Genomic DNA, 16,532 nt, shown 5'->3' with positions numbered 1-16,532 from the left:
AAAATCTGAAATCTAAAATCTGAAATCTAAAATCTGAAATCTAAAATCTAATATCTATAATCTAATATCTAAAATCATACACATACTATGTCAGACGATAAGAAAGTAATTTTCTCAATGCAAAAATTGAGTAAATCGTATCAAGGAAGTGATAAACAAGTGTTGAAAAACATTTATTTAAGTTTCTTTTATGGTGCCAAAATCGGAATTCTAGGACTTAACGGTTCGGGAAAATCATCTTTATTAAAAATCATTGCAGGAGTAGATAAAAACTACCAAGGTGATGTGGTATTCCAACCAGGTTATACTGTTGGGTATTTAGAACAAGAACCTCAGTTGGATGATACCAAGACTGTAATTGAAATCGTAAAAGAAGGAGTAGCTGAAACGGTTGCTGTTCTTGAAGAATTCAATAAAATCAACGACATGTTTGGTTTGCCAGAAGTATACGAAGATGCTGATAAAATGCAGAAACTGATGGACCGACAAGCCGATTTGCAAGATAAAATTGATGCGTCAGGTGCTTGGGAATTGGATACCAAACTCGAAATTGCTATGGATGCGCTGCGTACTCCAGAAGGAGATACTCCAATTAAACATCTGTCTGGAGGAGAACGTCGTCGAGTAGCCTTATGTCGCCTATTATTGCAACAACCAGACGTTCTATTATTAGATGAGCCAACCAACCACTTGGATGCCGAATCGGTACTTTGGTTGGAGCAACATTTAGCGCAATATGCGGGAACTGTAATTGCAGTTACACACGATAGATATTTCTTGGATAATGTTGCTGGTTGGATTTTAGAATTGGATAGAGGTGAAGGTATTCCTTGGAAAGGAAACTATTCTTCTTGGTTAGATCAAAAATCTAAGCGCATGGAGCAAGAAGAAAAAACTGCTTCCAAACGTAGAAAAACTTTAGAACGTGAGTTGGATTGGGTTCGTCAAGGTGCTAAAGGAAGACAGACGAAACAAAAAGCGCGTTTGCAGAATTATGATAAATTATTGAATGAAGACCAAAAGGAACTGGACGAAAAATTAGAAATCTACATTCCTAATGGACCGCGTTTAGGAACTAATGTTATCGAAGCGAAAGGCGTTGCCAAAGCTTTTGGAGACAAATTATTGTATGATGATTTGAATTTCACTTTGCCACAAGCAGGAATTGTTGGAATTATCGGGCCAAACGGAGCTGGAAAATCAACTATCTTCAGAATGATTATGGGCGAAGAAACTCCAGATGGAGGAACATTTGCAACTGGTGAAACTGTAAAAATTGCTTATGTAGATCAATCGCATTCGAACATTGATCCTAATAAGTCAATTTGGGAAAATTTCTGTGATGGTCAGGAATTAATAATGATGGGTGGAAGACAAGTCAATTCAAGAGCTTATTTGTCACGTTTCAATTTCGGAGGAAGCGAACAAAACAAAAAAGTATCGGCACTTTCTGGTGGTGAACGTAATCGTTTGCATTTGGCAATGACCTTAAAGGAAGAAGGAAATGTACTCTTGCTAGATGAGCCAACCAACGACTTGGATATTAATACACTGCGTGCTTTGGAAGAAGGATTGGAGAACTTTGCAGGTTGTGCTGTTGTTATTTCTCACGATAGATGGTTTTTAGATCGAATTTGTACCCACATTCTAGCTTTTGAAGGCGATTCTCAAGTCTACTATTTTGAAGGTGGATTCTCAGAATATGAAGAGAATAAGAAAAAACGTTTGGGTGGCGATTTGACACCGAAGCGCTTAAAATATAAAAAGTTAATAAGAAATTAAGTATATTTGTAAAGAAGTCCCATTTTATAATGGGATTTTTTTATTTAATTAACCAACCAATTTAACCCAACCGTATTGAAATTTAAGAAATTCATAGTATTATTTTTTGTACTAATTTGTAGTCAATTTACATTTTCACAAATTGATTTGGTTTCCAAAAAGGTAATCAATACCGAGTTACGCAATGCAGGTTTGGCATTTGTGAATCTTGAAGTTGAAAAATCTTTAAAACTGTCAAAATTGGCTTTAGAGCAATCGCATCAAATAAAAGACGATGTTTTGATGGCCAAAGCATATAACATCATTGGTCTTAATTTTGAAGAGTTTTATGATGTTAAAAAAGCTATCGATTTCTACAACAAAGCGCTGTATCATGCCAACTTAACTCAAAATGATTCCATCAAAGATTGGATTTACAACAATCTTGGAAACGCCTACACATACCGCGATATTGATTTTAAACAAGGGATTGCATATTATAAAAAAGGATTACTCTTTGCTCAAAAAATAAAAGATCCAATTGAGGTACTTTATACTCAATTAAATATTTCGTCGGCCTACTTTGCCATTAAAGATTTTAAATCCGGTTTATACTATTTGAATAGTGCAAAAGATGCTATTCTAGCTAGCGATGAGTTGGAAGCTAAAATCATGATGTGTACACAGTACGGTTCTTATTATAGTCATCTTAAAGATAATATAAAGGCTGAATTATTTTTTAACGAATCTATTAAGTTAGGAAAGCAAAGCAAATCGGGCGTTATCGATGCTACAATTGCCGATGTATATTTTGATTTTTCAGAACATTATAAAGGTACTAAGCAATTTGAAAAAGCACATTACTATTTGAGCTTACACAAAGAGCTGAAAGAAAAAATTTACAATGCCGATCGAACCAATAAAGTTAAAATTTCGGGTAGTGAAATTGAGACCGAGGAATACAAGCGTCAAATTGATAAAATTGAAGGCGAAAAGCACAAACAATCGAAAGACTTAAAAGAATCCAAATTAATTGTAATTCTGTTTGCCATTATATTTTTGATTTTAGTATTGTTTCTAACTTCTTTATACCGCAATAATGAGTTACGAGCCTTGTCAAACAAAGAGTTGACTATTGCGAATGCTAACTTGAAAGAAGCCAAAGAAAAAGCAGAAGAAGCTTCGATATTGAAATCGCAGTTTGTGGCAACCATCAGTCACGAGTTACGAACTCCGCTTTACGGTGTAGTTGGGATTACCAATATTATTTTAGATGAGCATAAGGAATTAGAAAACAGTCCGCATTTGAATTCCTTGAAATTTTCTGCCAAATATTTACTCTCGCTAGTCAATGATTTGCTTCAAATTAATAAAATTGAAGAAAACAAAATTACGATTGAAAAAACAATATTTAGCTTGGAAGATGAACTGAGAACAATCTCGGATTCGTTAGAATTTATTGCGATTAAAAATAATAACAAAATCGAAGTCGAAATTGATCCCGAAATACCTGAATTATTGATAGGAGACAAGCTTCGATTGGCGCAGATTTTTATGAATTTGGTGAGTAACGCACTTAAGTTTACTACTGATGGAACAGTAAAAATTACGGCTTCTTTTGATAAATTTGATAATCTAAAGCATTACGTTAAATTTGCTATAGCCGATAATGGTATTGGAATTGCTGCAGAAGATCAAATAAAAATATTTGAAAAATTTGTTCAAATAGAACGCAAAGAAAGCGACTACCAAGGAACAGGATTGGGATTGTCAATTGTAAAAAAGTTGGTAGAATTGTTTGATAGCAGCATTTCTCTAGAAAGTAAAGAAGGTGTTGGCACCACATTTTATTTTACCATTGGGTTCGAAGCCGACGAAAATTCTAAAAATAGTATTATCAATAATATCGAAGTTGATCTGTCAGTGCATCAATTTTACAAAATATTGGTAGTTGAAGATAACAAAATTAATCAATTGATAACTAGAAAGATACTGGAAAACAACAATTTTAAAACCACTATTTTAGAAGACGGTTATGCGGCTATAAACTTATTGGAGAACGAACAATTTGACGTGGTGTTAATGGATATTAACATGCCAGTCATCAACGGATTTGAGACTACAAAACTCATTCGAAAAAAAGGATTGAAAATTCCAATAATAGCTTTAACCGCTTTTGATAAACAGGAAATTATAGAAGATGCGCTTGCTGCAGGAATGAATGATATAATTGTAAAACCGTTTGACTCGGCGAAGCTTTTTCAAATCATCACCAATTTAGTAAACAAAAAAAACGCTGATTAATACCAGCGTTTTTTATTTTGTTTCGAAGCAGCCGATTTTCTCGAATTACTTTCTTTATTTTTATTTCTCAAATCGGGTTTAGCATCTGGATTTTCAGGTAAGTCGGTGTAAGGATAGGGATGTTCCTTTTCAACTTTAATATCCATTTTAATCAATTTCTGAATGTCTTTCCAATACGGTTGTTCGTCTTTAGCGCAAAATGAAATTGCCAATCCGCTATTACCAGCTCGACCTGTTCTTCCTATTCGATGTACATAGGTTTCCGGAATGTTAGGCAAATCTAAGTTTACAACATAAGGCAAACTTTCTATATCAATTCCACGTGCCGCAATATCGGTAGCAACAAGTACCGAAATTTCTTTGTTTTTAAAACTTTCCAATACGCGCTGACGAGCGTTTTGCGATTTGTCGCCATGAATAGCTTCAGCCAAAACACCATTTTTCTTTAAAGCTTTCACCACATTATCGGCTCCATGTTTGGTTCTTACAAACACCAATACATTGTCTATTTTATCATTTCTGATGATGTGGTATAATAATTTTCTTTTGTCTCCTTTTCCAACAAAATATACTTTTTGATTTACATTTTCGGCAGTACTAGAAACTGGTGTAACCGAAACGTATTTTGGTTTTCTCAAAAAAGTATCTGCAAGTTCTCTAATTGCCATTGGCATTGTTGCCGAGAATAGCAAGGTCTGACGGTTATCGGGTGTAAGTTTTACAATTTTCTTTACATCGTTGATAAAGCCCATGTCCAACATTTGATCGGCTTCATCAAGAACTAAAAAGTGTAGTGAGTCTAAATCTATAAATCCTTGTTTGTGTAAGTCTAAAAGTCGGCCAGGTGTTGCAATTAAAATATCGATGCCTTTTTTTAATTGATCGACTTGCGCCATCTGGTTTACGCCACCAAAAATTACCATCGATCGGATGTTGGTGTATTTTCCGTAAGTATTAAAGCTTTCATCTATTTGAATTGCAAGTTCACGAGTAGGCGTAACCACAAGTGTTCGGATAACTTTTCTTTTGGATGATGAGCCTGTAATTTTGTGTAAATAATTTAGTATCGGAATTGCAAATGCTGCTGTTTTTCCAGTACCTGTTTGCGCACAACCTACCAAGTCGGTTCCTTCTAAAATAATTGGAATGGCTTGTTCTTGAATAGGTGTAGGATTTTCGTAACCTTCTTCAACAAGTGCTTGTTGAATATTTCGTATTAAATGTAAGTCGCTAAATGTCATAAATGTAGTTTCGTATAATCGGCTTTGCCGTTTTGCAAAGATAGGCTTTATTTATGGATAAGTATTTTTAGAATTTATCTTGTAGAGCTGTTTTAGCTTTTATAAAATCGGTTACTAAATATCCAATCAATTTTCCTACCAAATGGCTGTTCTTTTCGTTGTCTAAACTTGGTGCGCCTTCGCAAATGTGTAAGTACGTAGCATTTTCATTCTTTCCAAAATAATATACAAATCGGCGCAATTCTTCTACTGAAAAACCGCTACAAGTCATGGCACTACTTGGAATATTGGGAATGGCATCTAAATCTATTTCAATTCCAAAAAAATCATTATTGAGGAACATTTTCGCAAATCGCATTTCGTCTTCAAAGTTTTTTTCTCTTCGAATGTTCACTTCATCGTAGGTGTTGAACTGCACGCGGTCTTGCAATTTCTTGAGTTCGGTTAACACACTTTTGGATGTATAACTTTCATGCAATCCGAAAATGAAGTATTTCTTTAAGAACCCTTCTTCAAATGCATAAGAAAAACCGTTGCCACTGTGACGTCCTTCCAAAATTCTAAAATCTGAATGCGCATCAAAATTGATTGCATTTACAGGCTTACCTTTTGCCAAAGCAGTTCCTTTGATATTTCCGTAGGCATTATTATGTCCGCCACCAATGATGATTGGAGTTTTACCCGCTTTAACAATTTGAGTAACCACATGGGCGACTTCTTTGTCTATTTTCACGACCAAATCGCTCATTTTTTTTCGATCTTCGGTTGTATTAAAGTCCAAACCTTGTACTGCATGCATTTCTTCGGTAACATCCAATTCGCCCAAAACAATAATATTGGAACCTTTATTAAAACGGTTGTGTTGAATGTTGGCAATACTTTTTATGGCAGTTTCCCATGCCGAGTTAGTTCCCGGACGACCGTAATTCGCGCGTACGCCAATGTCTTCGGGAATTCCGAACAGTACAAATTGTTCCTCGCGAGCAATTAAAAAGGGCAAGATTTCTTGATCGGGTGGAATGATGGTCATTTTTTCTCCGAACTTTACTTCACCACTTCTATAATTGGTAGCCTTTGATAAATCTGAGAGTGTAAACCGAATTAATTTGTCCATAAATATTAAACTTATCTTAAAATAATAATAATTTGGCGTAAATTTACGTTTTCTAAACTTATAAATAATTTGAATAAAGAAAAACTATGGAAAATCAAGAAAATCAAAAAAGCAATTCTTCGTTAAAAGCGGTTGTAATTGTGTTAGCGTTACTGTTAGCAGGAAGTTTAATTTATATTTTTAAACTTACAAATGATACTACTACACTAGAAACTACTGTTACAAAAACTTTAAGCGAAAAGGAAAGTGTAATGAAAGACTTGGGCGAACTCAAAGCTACGTATGATGCTGCAATTGCAGAAAACACATCGATGTCTGACGAATTGGTTGCAGAACGTGAGAAAATAGTTACGTTGATGGCAAATTTAGAAAAATCTAAAGGTGATGTAAATTCGTTAAAAAAATACAGACAGCAATACAACGATTTGCAAGCAAAAATGAAAACATTGATGCAGGAAGTTGAAGTTTTAAAACAACAGAATCAAACGTTGACTACTAATCTTGATAGTACCAAAGTGGTTTTAGAAGAATCTAAAAATTACAACCAAACTTTAGTAGGTCAAAATGAAGAACTTACAAAAACTGTTGAAAAAGCATCTAAACTAACGGTATTGAATTTAAAAACAGCAGCTTTCAAAAAAAGAAGCTCGGGTAAAGAAATTGCAACTGAAAAAGCAAGCAGAGCCGATATTTTGAAAGTAACTTTTACAATTGCTGAAAATCAAGTAGCAAAATCAGGTGATAAAACGTATTATGTTCAAGTTATTGATGCTAAAAACAATGTACTTGGAAATAAAGAAACGGTGACTTTTGGTTCAGAAGTTTTGACTTACAGTTTTAGCACTGTAGTTCAGTTTGAAAATAAAACTGTTCAAGTATCAGAAGAATTACCAGGCAAAAGTTTTGAAAAAGGGACTTATTTTGTAAATGTTTTCGATAAAAACGAATTGGTTTCAAGATCAAGTTTTACTCTTAAATAAGATACTATTAAAATTATTAAGAAAGGTGTGATTGATTCACACCTTTTTTTTGTTTATAACTTGCCAGTTTATCAACGCTGTAAACAAGCAATTTACTGTTAATTTGTGTTGCTTAACAACTCATTATGTCAACCAAAAGAAATGTTTCTATTCTTATCGGGATTATTGGAATTTTGATTTTGCTACTTGCAGGCAGTATCGGTTATATTATTGCTAATGAAGGAAATGGTGCTGCGAATAATTCAAATAATAGTGCCGAAAATGCTAAGGTTTTAAAAGAAATTGAAGCATTAAAGCAGTTGTACGATACCAAAATTGCAGATAAAACCAACAACTATGTTTCGTTACAAATACAGAAAGACAGTATTGAAGCTTTAGTACGTGCTTTAGAAGATTCTAAAAGCGACGCCGACGCTTTGATTAAATACAAAACACAATATCAGAATTTGGAGTCTAAAATGAAAATTTTGGTTGATGAGATTGTTGTTTTAAAATCAAAAAAATCAGTTGCAATTACTAAAAAAGGAAATAAGCCCAATTTAGAAAATGAACCAGTATTCAAGAAAATAGTAGATGTTGCACCTAATAAAAACGAAGGTGTAGCAAGTAAAAAAGAAAATCCAATTTCGAAGAATGAGGATTTTGTTCCTAAATCGGATGCACAAGCAGGTAAAAGTTCAACTTCAAAAGAAGAAGCTACAATTTCTAAATCGGAAACTACACCTCGCCGAAATAACAAATATGTGAAGATTACGTTGTCTGATGTTGCAGCTACTGCCTACAATTCGAAATCGGCAACGAAAAAAGTGCCAACTGATGCTGCTTCTAAAACTGATTTTATCAAAATTTCTTTTACCATCGATGGAAATTCTAACTTTGGAGAAGGAGAAAAGACCTATTATTTTCAGATTTTAAATAATAAAAACAATGTTATGGGAAAACGCATTACCGAATATTTTGACAATGAGGCGTTGACGTATAGCTTTTCAAAATCGTTCAATTATGATGGGCAATCGGTACAAGTGTCGCAAGAATTTTTAAACGCAAAATTTGAAAAAGGCTACTACTTTGTCAATATATTTGATCGAGATGCTTTGGTTGGCAAAACAAGTATTCAGCTTAAATAGTTTGTCCGTTTATTATTACCGTCTCAATAAGGTTACTTCCAAAAGCATAAGGTAATTGATAAAATGATGTAACTTCCTTACTTATAATTACATTAGCTTTTTTACCTAGAGTTATACTTCCATACAAATCTGAAATTCCCATAGCATATGCAGCATTGATTGTTGCTGCATTTATAGCTTCTTCAGGAGTCATTTTCATTTTAATGCAAGCTGTAGATACTACAAAATTCATGTTTCCTGATGGAGTTGAACCGGGATTGAAATCGGTAGCCAAAGCTAACGGTAATCCTGCCTGTAACATTTTTCGCGCTGGCGTGTACGGAATGCTTAAGAAATAGGAGCAACTTGGCAAAGCAACAGGCATGGTATCGGTGTTCTTTAATACTTCGATATCTTCATCGGTCATTATTTCTAGATGATCTACCGAAAGTGCTTTGTATTTCACAGCCGCTTGTATTCCTCCAATTGTATTAAACTGATTGACGTGAATTTTGGGTATTAATCCGTGTTGGATTCCAGCTTCCATGATGCGTTCAGTTTCATTCACTGAAAAATAGCCCGACTCACAAAAAACATCTATATACTCGGCTAAACTTTCACTAGCAATAGCAGGTAGCATTTTCTTGATAATCAAGTTAATGTATTCTTCATGATTCTCTTTATATTCTATTGGAAACGCATGCGCACCAAGAAAAGTAGCCTTTATTTTTAGGGGATAATTTTCAGAAAGTTTTTTAATAACCCGCAACATTTTTAATTCGCCTTCAACCGTTAATCCGTAACCTGATTTGATTTCAATTGCTCCAGTTCCGAGTTGCATGATTTCTTCTAAACGAATTTTAGATTGGTTGTAAATTTCTTCTTCAGAAGTTAGATTGAGTTTAGCCGCCGAATTTAAAATTCCGCCACCACGATTGGCTATTTCTTCGTAGCTCATGCCGTTAATTCGATCTACAAATTCTTGTTCGCGATTTCCTGCATACACCAAGTGTGTATGACTATCGCACCATGTTGGAAGTACGATTCTACCTGTGGCATCGATGGTTTTGTCGAAAGGTGTTTTTGGACAATGATCCATCAATCCAAAATCAGTTATTGTATCGTGTTCAAATACTAAATAGGCATTTTTTAGGGAAGGCAGTTGTGCCATTTCTTGTCCAGAAACTTTATCAATTCCGGCTTCACGAACCTGTAATAACTCTTTTATGTTAGTAATGATGGTTTTCATTTGTTTTTTTTAATCGTATTTTTCAATTTTAATTTTAAATTGATATTATTTCAAAGCAATAGTGTTAGATTTCGGGTAAAATTAGTTTGAAAATAATTATTATTTCTAAATTTATAAAAAAATTGAGTTTCGTGAGAAAAATTAAATATAAAAAAGGTCGTAAAGTAGTACCAACATTTCTAGATTATACTGGTGTTCACAAGAATATCGCCACCGAAATGCAATTATTTGTTTACGATAGCGAAAGTCTTGTTGAATACAATCATTTGGTTACGGAAGATTTGCAACAGTGTTTGGATTACAGTAAAGTGAATTGGTTGAACGTACATGGATTAAACGATATTGCTATTATTCAAGCAATTGGAACCAATTTTGATGTTGATAATTTTATGTTAGGCGATATTTTAAATACAACCAAACGAACCAAATTAGACGAGTATCATGATATTTTATTTTTCAATATAAAATCACTTTTACCAATCGAAGATTCGAATACAATTGCCGTTGAACAAATTAGTTTTTTATTAAAAAAAGGCGTTTTATTGTCTTTTCAAGAGAAACGAAGTGATTTTTTTCTCCACATCCGCGAACGCATCAGAACACATTCAGGAATTGTAAGAGAGAAGAAAGCAGATTATTTGTTGTACTTGCTTTTGGATGCCATTATGGAAAATTTTTATATCACTATTGAAAGTGAGGAAGATAAGGTAGAAGAGTTGATCAATATTTCTAAAACAAGTACCAATCCAGAAGTTTTAATTCAGGTAGAAAAGCACCGCGACAATTATAATTTTTTAAAACGTTCCATTATACCGTTACGCGATTCGTTGTACGCTATAAAAAGCATCAAAGATGATGAAATTTTTAATGAAATTGAAGACAAGAATTTTACGTTTTTTGACCGATTACATCAAAAATCATTAGAACTATTGGAACAAATAGAATATGATTTGACAACTTTAGACAGTGCTTCCAACTTTTATTTTTCTACGCAAAGTCATAAAATGAATGAAATTATGAAAACTCTAACCGTGGTTTCGGTTTTCTTTATGCCACTTACTTTTATTGTAGGCGTTTACGGAATGAACTTCGATAACATGCCCGAGCTGCATTGGGAGTATGGCTATTTTACTATTTTAGGATTTATGGTTTTACTTCTTTTAGGGATGATTTATTATTTCAAAAAGAAAAAATGGTATTGAATTAATTAAAAATTAAGAATTAAAAATTTTGAATTAATCTAAAAGCTCTTCGACAACTTCATTTTTCAGAACTGATTTTAAATAAAGAAATCCAAAAAGTCCAGCAATTAATGAGGAAACTAGTATCATAATTTTTGCATTGTCAATGTGTTCGGCATCTGAAAAGGCTAAAAGTGTTATGAAAATAGACATTGTAAATCCGATTCCACCAAGGAATCCAACACCAAAAACGGCTTTCCAGTTGATATCTTCTGGTAACTGACAAATTTTGAGCTTTACGGATACATAACTGAACAGCATTATTCCTATTGGTTTTCCTAAAATCAATCCCAATGCAATTCCGACAGTATAATTGTGTGAAAGGGCGTAATGCCAATCAGAATTTATTAAAATTGCTGTATTTGCAAGAGCAAAAATGGGAAGAATAAAAAAGGCAACTGGTAGATGAAGAAAGTTTTGCAAAATGATGGATCCCGATTTTTTATCGCCAGCACTAAACGGAATTGCAAATGCTAACAATACACCGGTAATAGTAGCATGAACTCCAGAATTTAGCATAAAGTACCACATGAAAACGCCTCCAATTAGATAGGGAATAAGATTATGAACTTTCAAACGGTTTAAAATCAATAAAAATGCAAATAGGGATAATGAGATTATAAGATTCATCCAAATTAGGGTTTTGGTATAAAATAATGCAATGATCAAAATGGCACCTAAATCGTCTATTACGGCCAATGCTGTTAAAAATACTTTCAGTGATGTAGGAACTTTATTCCCTAATAAAGATAAAATTCCGAGTGCAAATGCAATATCGGTAGCCATTGGAATTCCAGCACCAGATTGTGTATCGGTCCTAAAATTTAATAGTAAAAATAATCCCGCTGGTAGAATCATTCCTCCTAAAGCAGCTGAAATGGGTAACAAGGCATTTTTAATATCAGATAGTTCACCATTGTAAATTTCGCGTTCCAATTCTAGTCCAATTAATAAAAAGAAAATAGTCATTAATCCATCATTAATCCAATGTTCGATGCTATGACCTGCAAATTGTGTATGCCAAAAATGAATGTAGTTTTCACCTAATGCAGAATTTGAAACAAGTAATGAAGCTAGGGTACAAATAATTAAAACTATTCCGCCAGCTTTTTCACTATGAAAAAAGTCGTTAAATATTCTAGTAACTTTCATTTTTGTTGTTTTGATTCTTTTTACAAAGATAAATTTTATAATTCGTACTTCCTCAGTAAAAGAATACTAATGGTTGCTACTTGTTTCTTTTACTTTGAATTTCCTACCATAGTTTCTGGTTGTACCCATATATCAAAATCTTCTGCTGTAACGTAACCCAATCGAACCGCTTCTTGTTTTAATGTAGTTCCGTTTTTATGTGCAGTTTGGGCAATTTCAGCCGCTTTATAATACCCAATTTTAGTATTTAATGCGGTTACTAGCATTAGTGAATTGTTTACTAATTCTTGTATTCTTTTAGTGTTTGGTTCGATACCGATGGCGCAGTTGTCGTTAAACGACTTGCATGCATCACCAAGTAATTGTGCCGATTGCAGAAAGTTGGCCGCCATTACAGGTTTAAAAACATTCAATTCATAATGTCCTTGCATGCCGCCAATCGAAATAGTAACATCATTTCCAATTACTTGTGCGCATACCATTGTTAACGCTTCGCACTGTGTCGGGTTTACTTTTCCTGGCATAATTGACGAACCCGGTTCGTTTTCTGGAATTAATAATTCTCCAATTCCAGATCGTGGTCCAGAAGCTAGCATTCTGATATCGTTTGCAATTTTATTCAATGATACGGCCAATTGTTTTAAGGCACCATGCGATTCTACTATTGCGTCGTGCGAGGCTAAAGCTTCAAATTTGTTTGGAGCAGTTGTAAATGGATGTCCTGTGAAATTGGTAATGTATTCGGCAACTTTGGTATCATAACCTTTTGGAGCGTTTAATCCTGTGCCCACCGCTGTTCCGCCTAATGCAATTTCAGATAAATGCGGTAATGTATTTTTTAATGCTTTTAATCCGTAGTTGAGTTGTGCCACGTAGCCTGAAATTTCTTGTCCGAGTGTTAGTGGCGTAGCATCCATAAGATGAGTACGACCAATTTTTACAATGGTATCAAATTGGGTTGCTTTTAGATGCAGCGTATCGCGAAGAAGCTCTACTGACGGAATTGTATTTTCAACCAGTACTTTGTAGGCTGCGATGTGCATTGCAGTTGGAAAAGTATCGTTGGAAGATTGTGATTGGTTTACATCATCGTTAGCTTTGATTATGGCTTCATCTTCACCAATTCTGAATCCGGCTAGGACTTGTGCTCGGTTGGCAATCACTTCGTTTACATTCATGTTACTTTGAGTTCCTGATCCTGTTTGCCAAATAACTAGTGGAAACTGATCATTTAGTTCATCGGATAGTATTTCATTGCAAACTTTTGCAATAGCATCACGTTTTGTTTCCGATAAAATTCCCAACTCACAATTGGTGTAAGCTGCTGCTTTTTTTAAATAAGCGAATCCTTTTATAATTTCCAAAGGCATAGAAGCTCCTGGACCAATTTTGAAATTGTCGATGGAACGTTGGGTTTGTGCGCCCCAAAATTTTTCGGCTGGAACTTGTACTTCGCCCATGGTATCTTTTTCGATTCTGTATTGCATTGGTATTGATTTATAGGTTTTTACTTGTGGATTGTATTTTAATAGCTACATTTTTTCTAAAGAAAATCTGCTGTTTAAGGATTTACAATTTACGAATTTTAAAGTTTTAAAAAAATAATTGTCAGTATTTATTGGTTTGTGTAATTATATATTTTACTTTTGTTAGGAATTCAAAAAATCCGGAGAACATGTTCACATTTGCTCAGTATTTAGGCTTTTTGGCTTTTTTAACGATATTAACTATCGGTTTCTGGTTGATGATTTTTTTAATTCACTTCGTATTCTATTGGATAGGTGGTGCGTTATTTGAAATGTACAAAGAGAAAAAAGCTCAAAAGGCATTAGAACAAGCTTAATTGTTTGTTTTATAAAATAAAAAAGGTTCGCAATTGCGAACCTTTTTTTGTGTCTATTACTTTGTGATTAACCTGGGAAATCACCACCATCGTTATTATCTTGGTTTGATTTTCTTGGTTTTTCTTTTTCGTTTTTAGGTTTGTTGAAACGGTATGTGAATGAAAGTGTTACTTGTCTTTCTCTCCATTGCATTTCGCTGTATGATGATACAATTCCAGGTAGGAATGTTTCCATAATTCTTTTTCTAGAATTAAAAAGATCGTTAACATTTAATGCTATGGTTGCTTTATCCTTTAATACGTCTTTACTAAATGCTAAATTGGCTGCAAAAATTCCAAGTGATTTTCCTTGTGCATTGGTTTGCGGACCATTGTAAGTAAGGTTGGTTTGCCAGTCGATTTTATAAGGTAAATTTATTTTAGAGGTTAATCTAGTTGACCAAGAGTTGGCCGTGTTGTCAAAATTTTGATTTACTATTTCGTTATTCAAATTGGTGTAGGTAAAATCACCTTGAGTTTCTACTCTAAAGAAGTTGAAATTACTGTTAAGTTTCCACCATTTGTATGGATTGTAGTTCAATGTAAATTCAAAACCTGCACGGTATTCTGTAGCCAAATTGATTGGTGAACTTTGAACAACAGGAACTCCATTAACAATATCTCCAGTTTCTCTTCTTACAAATTGAAAAGAATCGTTGGTTTTGTTTACATATAATGAAGTACTTAAAGTTAATTTACTCCAACGTTTTAAATAACCAAAATCTAAGGCATCTGTAAATGCTGGATCTAAATCTGGGTTACCTACGAAAATATTGGTGTTGCTTGAAAGCCCGCCAAATGGATTAAGGAATCGTCCTCTTGGTCTTTGTATTCTTCGGCTGTAACTAACCGATGCACTACTTTTATCGCTAATTTCGTAAGTAAAAAAGGCACTAGGGAAAAAGTTATTATATCTTTTATTATTAAAATCTGATGTTGCTAATTGGTTGATGTCAATATTAGAATCTTCCCAACGAAGACCAAACAACATCGACAACTTACTTACTTTAGTTCCGAATTGAGTATATAGTGCGTTTACTTTTTCTTTGTATTGCAAAACATTGGTAAAGTTATTATCAATAGTTCCGTTTATATTAACTTGATAATCGGTAATTAATTCAGAGAAATCTCCTCGGTAACCCGCTTCAAATTGTGATTTTTTACCAATTGGCAACACGTAATCCGTTTGAAGTAAACTTCTATTTTGTTTTTGATTATTGAAAGTTTGATCTAAACGAATTACATTAGTATTGGTTGCAGCATCAGTAATTAATGCATCATTAATATCTGTATTAGAAGAAAATGAACCGTCTATGGTAAGTTTATGTCCTTCTTTTTTAAAGTTTTTGGTTAAGTTAGTAGCAAATTCAATGTTTTCACTTTTGCTAATTTCATTGTTTACACGGTTTCTTGTGTAATCAAAAACACGATTGGCATCAAAATTATCTTGAAAAACATTGTCAGTATTGTCACCACTTGTTTTTCTATAGTTAACAGTATTGGTCCAAGTAGTTGTTTTGTCTAGAAACCATTCCATTCCGAAATTACCATTATAGCCTTTGTTAAGACGATCATTTTCTCTAGTTTCGTCCACAAAACTTGTGGTTTCATTTAAGTCGTTTAAGTATCTAGAATTGGTTAATGCATTTCCAGGATTGCTACGGTAACTGTAACCTTGCGTCGTGAAAAGATTAAAATTTTCTGATTTGTAGTTTATACTTCCACTTAAACCGTGGTTATCAGGATAACCTGTAGTTGCAATTACAGTACCATTCAACCCGTTGGTTTTTCCTTTTTTAAGTACAATATTCAAAATTCCACCACCACCTTCTGCATCGTAACGTGCCGATGGATTGGTAATTACTTCTACTTTTTCTACTGCATCGGCTGGATATATTTTTAATGCTTCAGTAATGTTAATTGCGTTGGAAGGCTTTCCGTCAATTAAAATTCTAACATTTTCATTTCCACGAAGACTCACATTTCCTTCAACATCTACAGAAACAGAAGGAATATTGTCTAATACATCACTTACAGTTCCACCTTTGACCATCAAATCGTTACCTACGTTGTAAACTTTTTTATCTAGTTTTATTTCAACCGTAGTTTTTTCAGCACGTACCACGACTTCGTTAAGTTGTGTGGCATCTTCTGCTAGAGCGAAAGTACCTAAATTAGTATCAGTTGTTAATGATTTATTGTTTACTTCTTGCGATTTAAAAGATATAAACTCAGCTTTTATATTATATGTTCCTGGAACTACTTCAACGACAAATTCACCTTTGGCATCGGTACTTGCGCCCGAATTACCTTTAGGATTTTTGGTATTTGTTAAAGAAATAATTGCGTATTCTAAAGGTTGATTGGTTCCTTTATCTACAATTTTTCCTGTAATTTTGATTTTTTTAAAACCTGCAGCTTCTTGCGAATAGTTTAAAAACGTACTCATCAACAAGCCAATTGTTAGCAATAATTTGATGTTTTTCATAAATAGGATTAATA

At 33.7% G+C, this 16,532-nt stretch carries 12 protein-coding genes; 6 read left to right on the top strand and 6 right to left on the bottom strand.

Going from position 1 to position 16,532, the window contains the following annotated elements; all coding sequences use genetic code 11:
• The first annotated feature begins 87 nt into the window (after positions 1-87).
• Positions 88-1,782 (top strand): energy-dependent translational throttle protein EttA, encoded by a 1,695-nt coding sequence (gene ettA, locus ACZ098_RS11955; RefSeq protein ID WP_487311983.1) that lies wholly within the window; start codon positions 88-90, stop codon positions 1,780-1,782.
• 75 nt (positions 1,783-1,857) lie between these two features.
• Positions 1,858-4,065, top strand: a complete 2,208-nt coding sequence (locus tag ACZ098_RS11950) for an ATP-binding response regulator (RefSeq protein WP_487311982.1) — start codon at positions 1,858-1,860, stop codon at positions 4,063-4,065.
• On the opposite strand, the gene ACZ098_RS11945 is transcribed toward ACZ098_RS11950, so the two are convergent.
• Positions 4,062-5,306: a DEAD/DEAH box helicase gene (locus ACZ098_RS11945; protein ID WP_487311981.1), complete on the bottom strand. Its 1,245-nt coding sequence runs from the start codon at positions 5,304-5,306 to the stop codon at positions 4,062-4,064. The two genes, ACZ098_RS11950 and ACZ098_RS11945, sit on opposite strands and share 4 nt — an antisense overlap.
• Positions 5,307-5,373: 67 nt before the next feature.
• Entirely contained in the window at positions 5,374-6,420 is a 1,047-nt protein-coding gene (locus ACZ098_RS11940) for a formimidoylglutamase (protein ID WP_487311980.1), read from the bottom strand.
• 86 nt (positions 6,421-6,506) lie between these two features.
• On the opposite strand from ACZ098_RS11940, the gene ACZ098_RS11935 reads away from it, so the two are divergent.
• Both ACZ098_RS11935 and ACZ098_RS11930 read left to right on the top strand, forming a co-directional pair.
• Positions 6,507-7,400: a hypothetical protein gene (locus tag ACZ098_RS11935; protein ID WP_487311979.1), complete on the top strand. Its 894-nt coding sequence runs from the start codon at positions 6,507-6,509 to the stop codon at positions 7,398-7,400.
• A 125-nt stretch (positions 7,401-7,525) separates the two neighbouring features.
• On the top strand, positions 7,526-8,527 hold the full coding sequence (locus ACZ098_RS11930) for a hypothetical protein (protein ID WP_487311978.1): 1,002 nt from the start codon (positions 7,526-7,528) through the stop codon (positions 8,525-8,527).
• Here ACZ098_RS11930 and hutI read toward each other — a convergent pair.
• Positions 8,520-9,755, bottom strand: coding sequence for an imidazolonepropionase (gene hutI / locus ACZ098_RS11925; RefSeq protein WP_487311977.1), 1,236 nt, complete (start codon positions 9,753-9,755; stop codon positions 8,520-8,522). The two genes, ACZ098_RS11930 and hutI, sit on opposite strands and share 8 nt — an antisense overlap.
• Before the next feature lie 131 nt (positions 9,756-9,886).
• On the opposite strand from hutI, the gene corA reads away from it, so the two are divergent.
• Positions 9,887-10,957, top strand: coding sequence for a magnesium/cobalt transporter CorA (gene corA, locus ACZ098_RS11920; RefSeq protein ID WP_487311976.1), 1,071 nt, complete (start codon positions 9,887-9,889; stop codon positions 10,955-10,957).
• Positions 10,958-10,990: 33 nt separating this feature from the next.
• Here the strand turns inward: corA and nhaA are convergent, their stop codons facing one another.
• Together nhaA and fumC are read right to left on the bottom strand one after the other, a co-directional pair.
• Positions 10,991-12,148 carry a Na+/H+ antiporter NhaA gene (gene nhaA / locus ACZ098_RS11915; RefSeq protein ID WP_487311975.1) on the bottom strand — a complete coding sequence of 386 codons (1,158 nt, stop codon included), beginning with the start codon at positions 12,146-12,148 and terminating at the stop codon, positions 10,991-10,993.
• 89 nt (positions 12,149-12,237) lie between these two features.
• Positions 12,238-13,635: a class II fumarate hydratase gene (gene fumC / locus ACZ098_RS11910; RefSeq protein ID WP_487311974.1), complete on the bottom strand. Its 1,398-nt coding sequence runs from the start codon at positions 13,633-13,635 to the stop codon at positions 12,238-12,240.
• 188 nt (positions 13,636-13,823) lie between these two features.
• On the opposite strand from fumC, the gene ACZ098_RS11905 reads away from it, so the two are divergent.
• A complete protein-coding gene (locus tag ACZ098_RS11905; RefSeq protein WP_487311973.1) occupies positions 13,824-13,991 on the top strand; it encodes a hypothetical protein in 168 nt (55 codons plus the stop codon).
• Between the two features lie 67 nt (positions 13,992-14,058).
• On the opposite strand, the gene ACZ098_RS11900 is transcribed toward ACZ098_RS11905, so the two are convergent.
• On the bottom strand, positions 14,059-16,518 hold the full coding sequence (locus tag ACZ098_RS11900; protein WP_487311972.1) for a TonB-dependent receptor: 2,460 nt from the start codon (positions 16,516-16,518) through the stop codon (positions 14,059-14,061).
• Positions 16,519-16,532 lie beyond the last annotated feature (14 nt).

The sequence above is a fragment of the Flavobacterium sp. SP2 genome (assembly GCF_057626655.1).
This window is presented reverse-complemented; position numbering and strand designations above follow the sequence as displayed.

Coding starts and splice junctions, on each gene's coding strand:
- ACZ098_RS11905 (WP_487311973.1), top strand. CDS start 13,824: ATGTTCACATTTGCTCAGTATTTAGGCTTTTTGGCTTTTTTAACGATA.
- ettA (WP_487311983.1), top strand. CDS start 88: ATGTCAGACGATAAGAAAGTAATTTTCTCAATGCAAAAATTGAGTAAA.
- ACZ098_RS11935 (WP_487311979.1), top strand. CDS start 6,507: ATGGAAAATCAAGAAAATCAAAAAAGCAATTCTTCGTTAAAAGCGGTT.
- fumC (WP_487311974.1), bottom strand. CDS start 13,635: ATGCAATACAGAATCGAAAAAGATACCATGGGCGAAGTACAAGTTCCA.
- ACZ098_RS11900 (WP_487311972.1), bottom strand. CDS start 16,518: ATGAAAAACATCAAATTATTGCTAACAATTGGCTTGTTGATGAGTACG.
- ACZ098_RS11930 (WP_487311978.1), top strand. CDS start 7,526: ATGTCAACCAAAAGAAATGTTTCTATTCTTATCGGGATTATTGGAATT.
- nhaA (WP_487311975.1), bottom strand. CDS start 12,148: ATGAAAGTTACTAGAATATTTAACGACTTTTTTCATAGTGAAAAAGCT.
- ACZ098_RS11945 (WP_487311981.1), bottom strand. CDS start 5,306: ATGACATTTAGCGACTTACATTTAATACGAAATATTCAACAAGCACTT.
- ACZ098_RS11940 (WP_487311980.1), bottom strand. CDS start 6,420: ATGGACAAATTAATTCGGTTTACACTCTCAGATTTATCAAAGGCTACC.
- hutI (WP_487311977.1), bottom strand. CDS start 9,755: ATGAAAACCATCATTACTAACATAAAAGAGTTATTACAGGTTCGTGAA.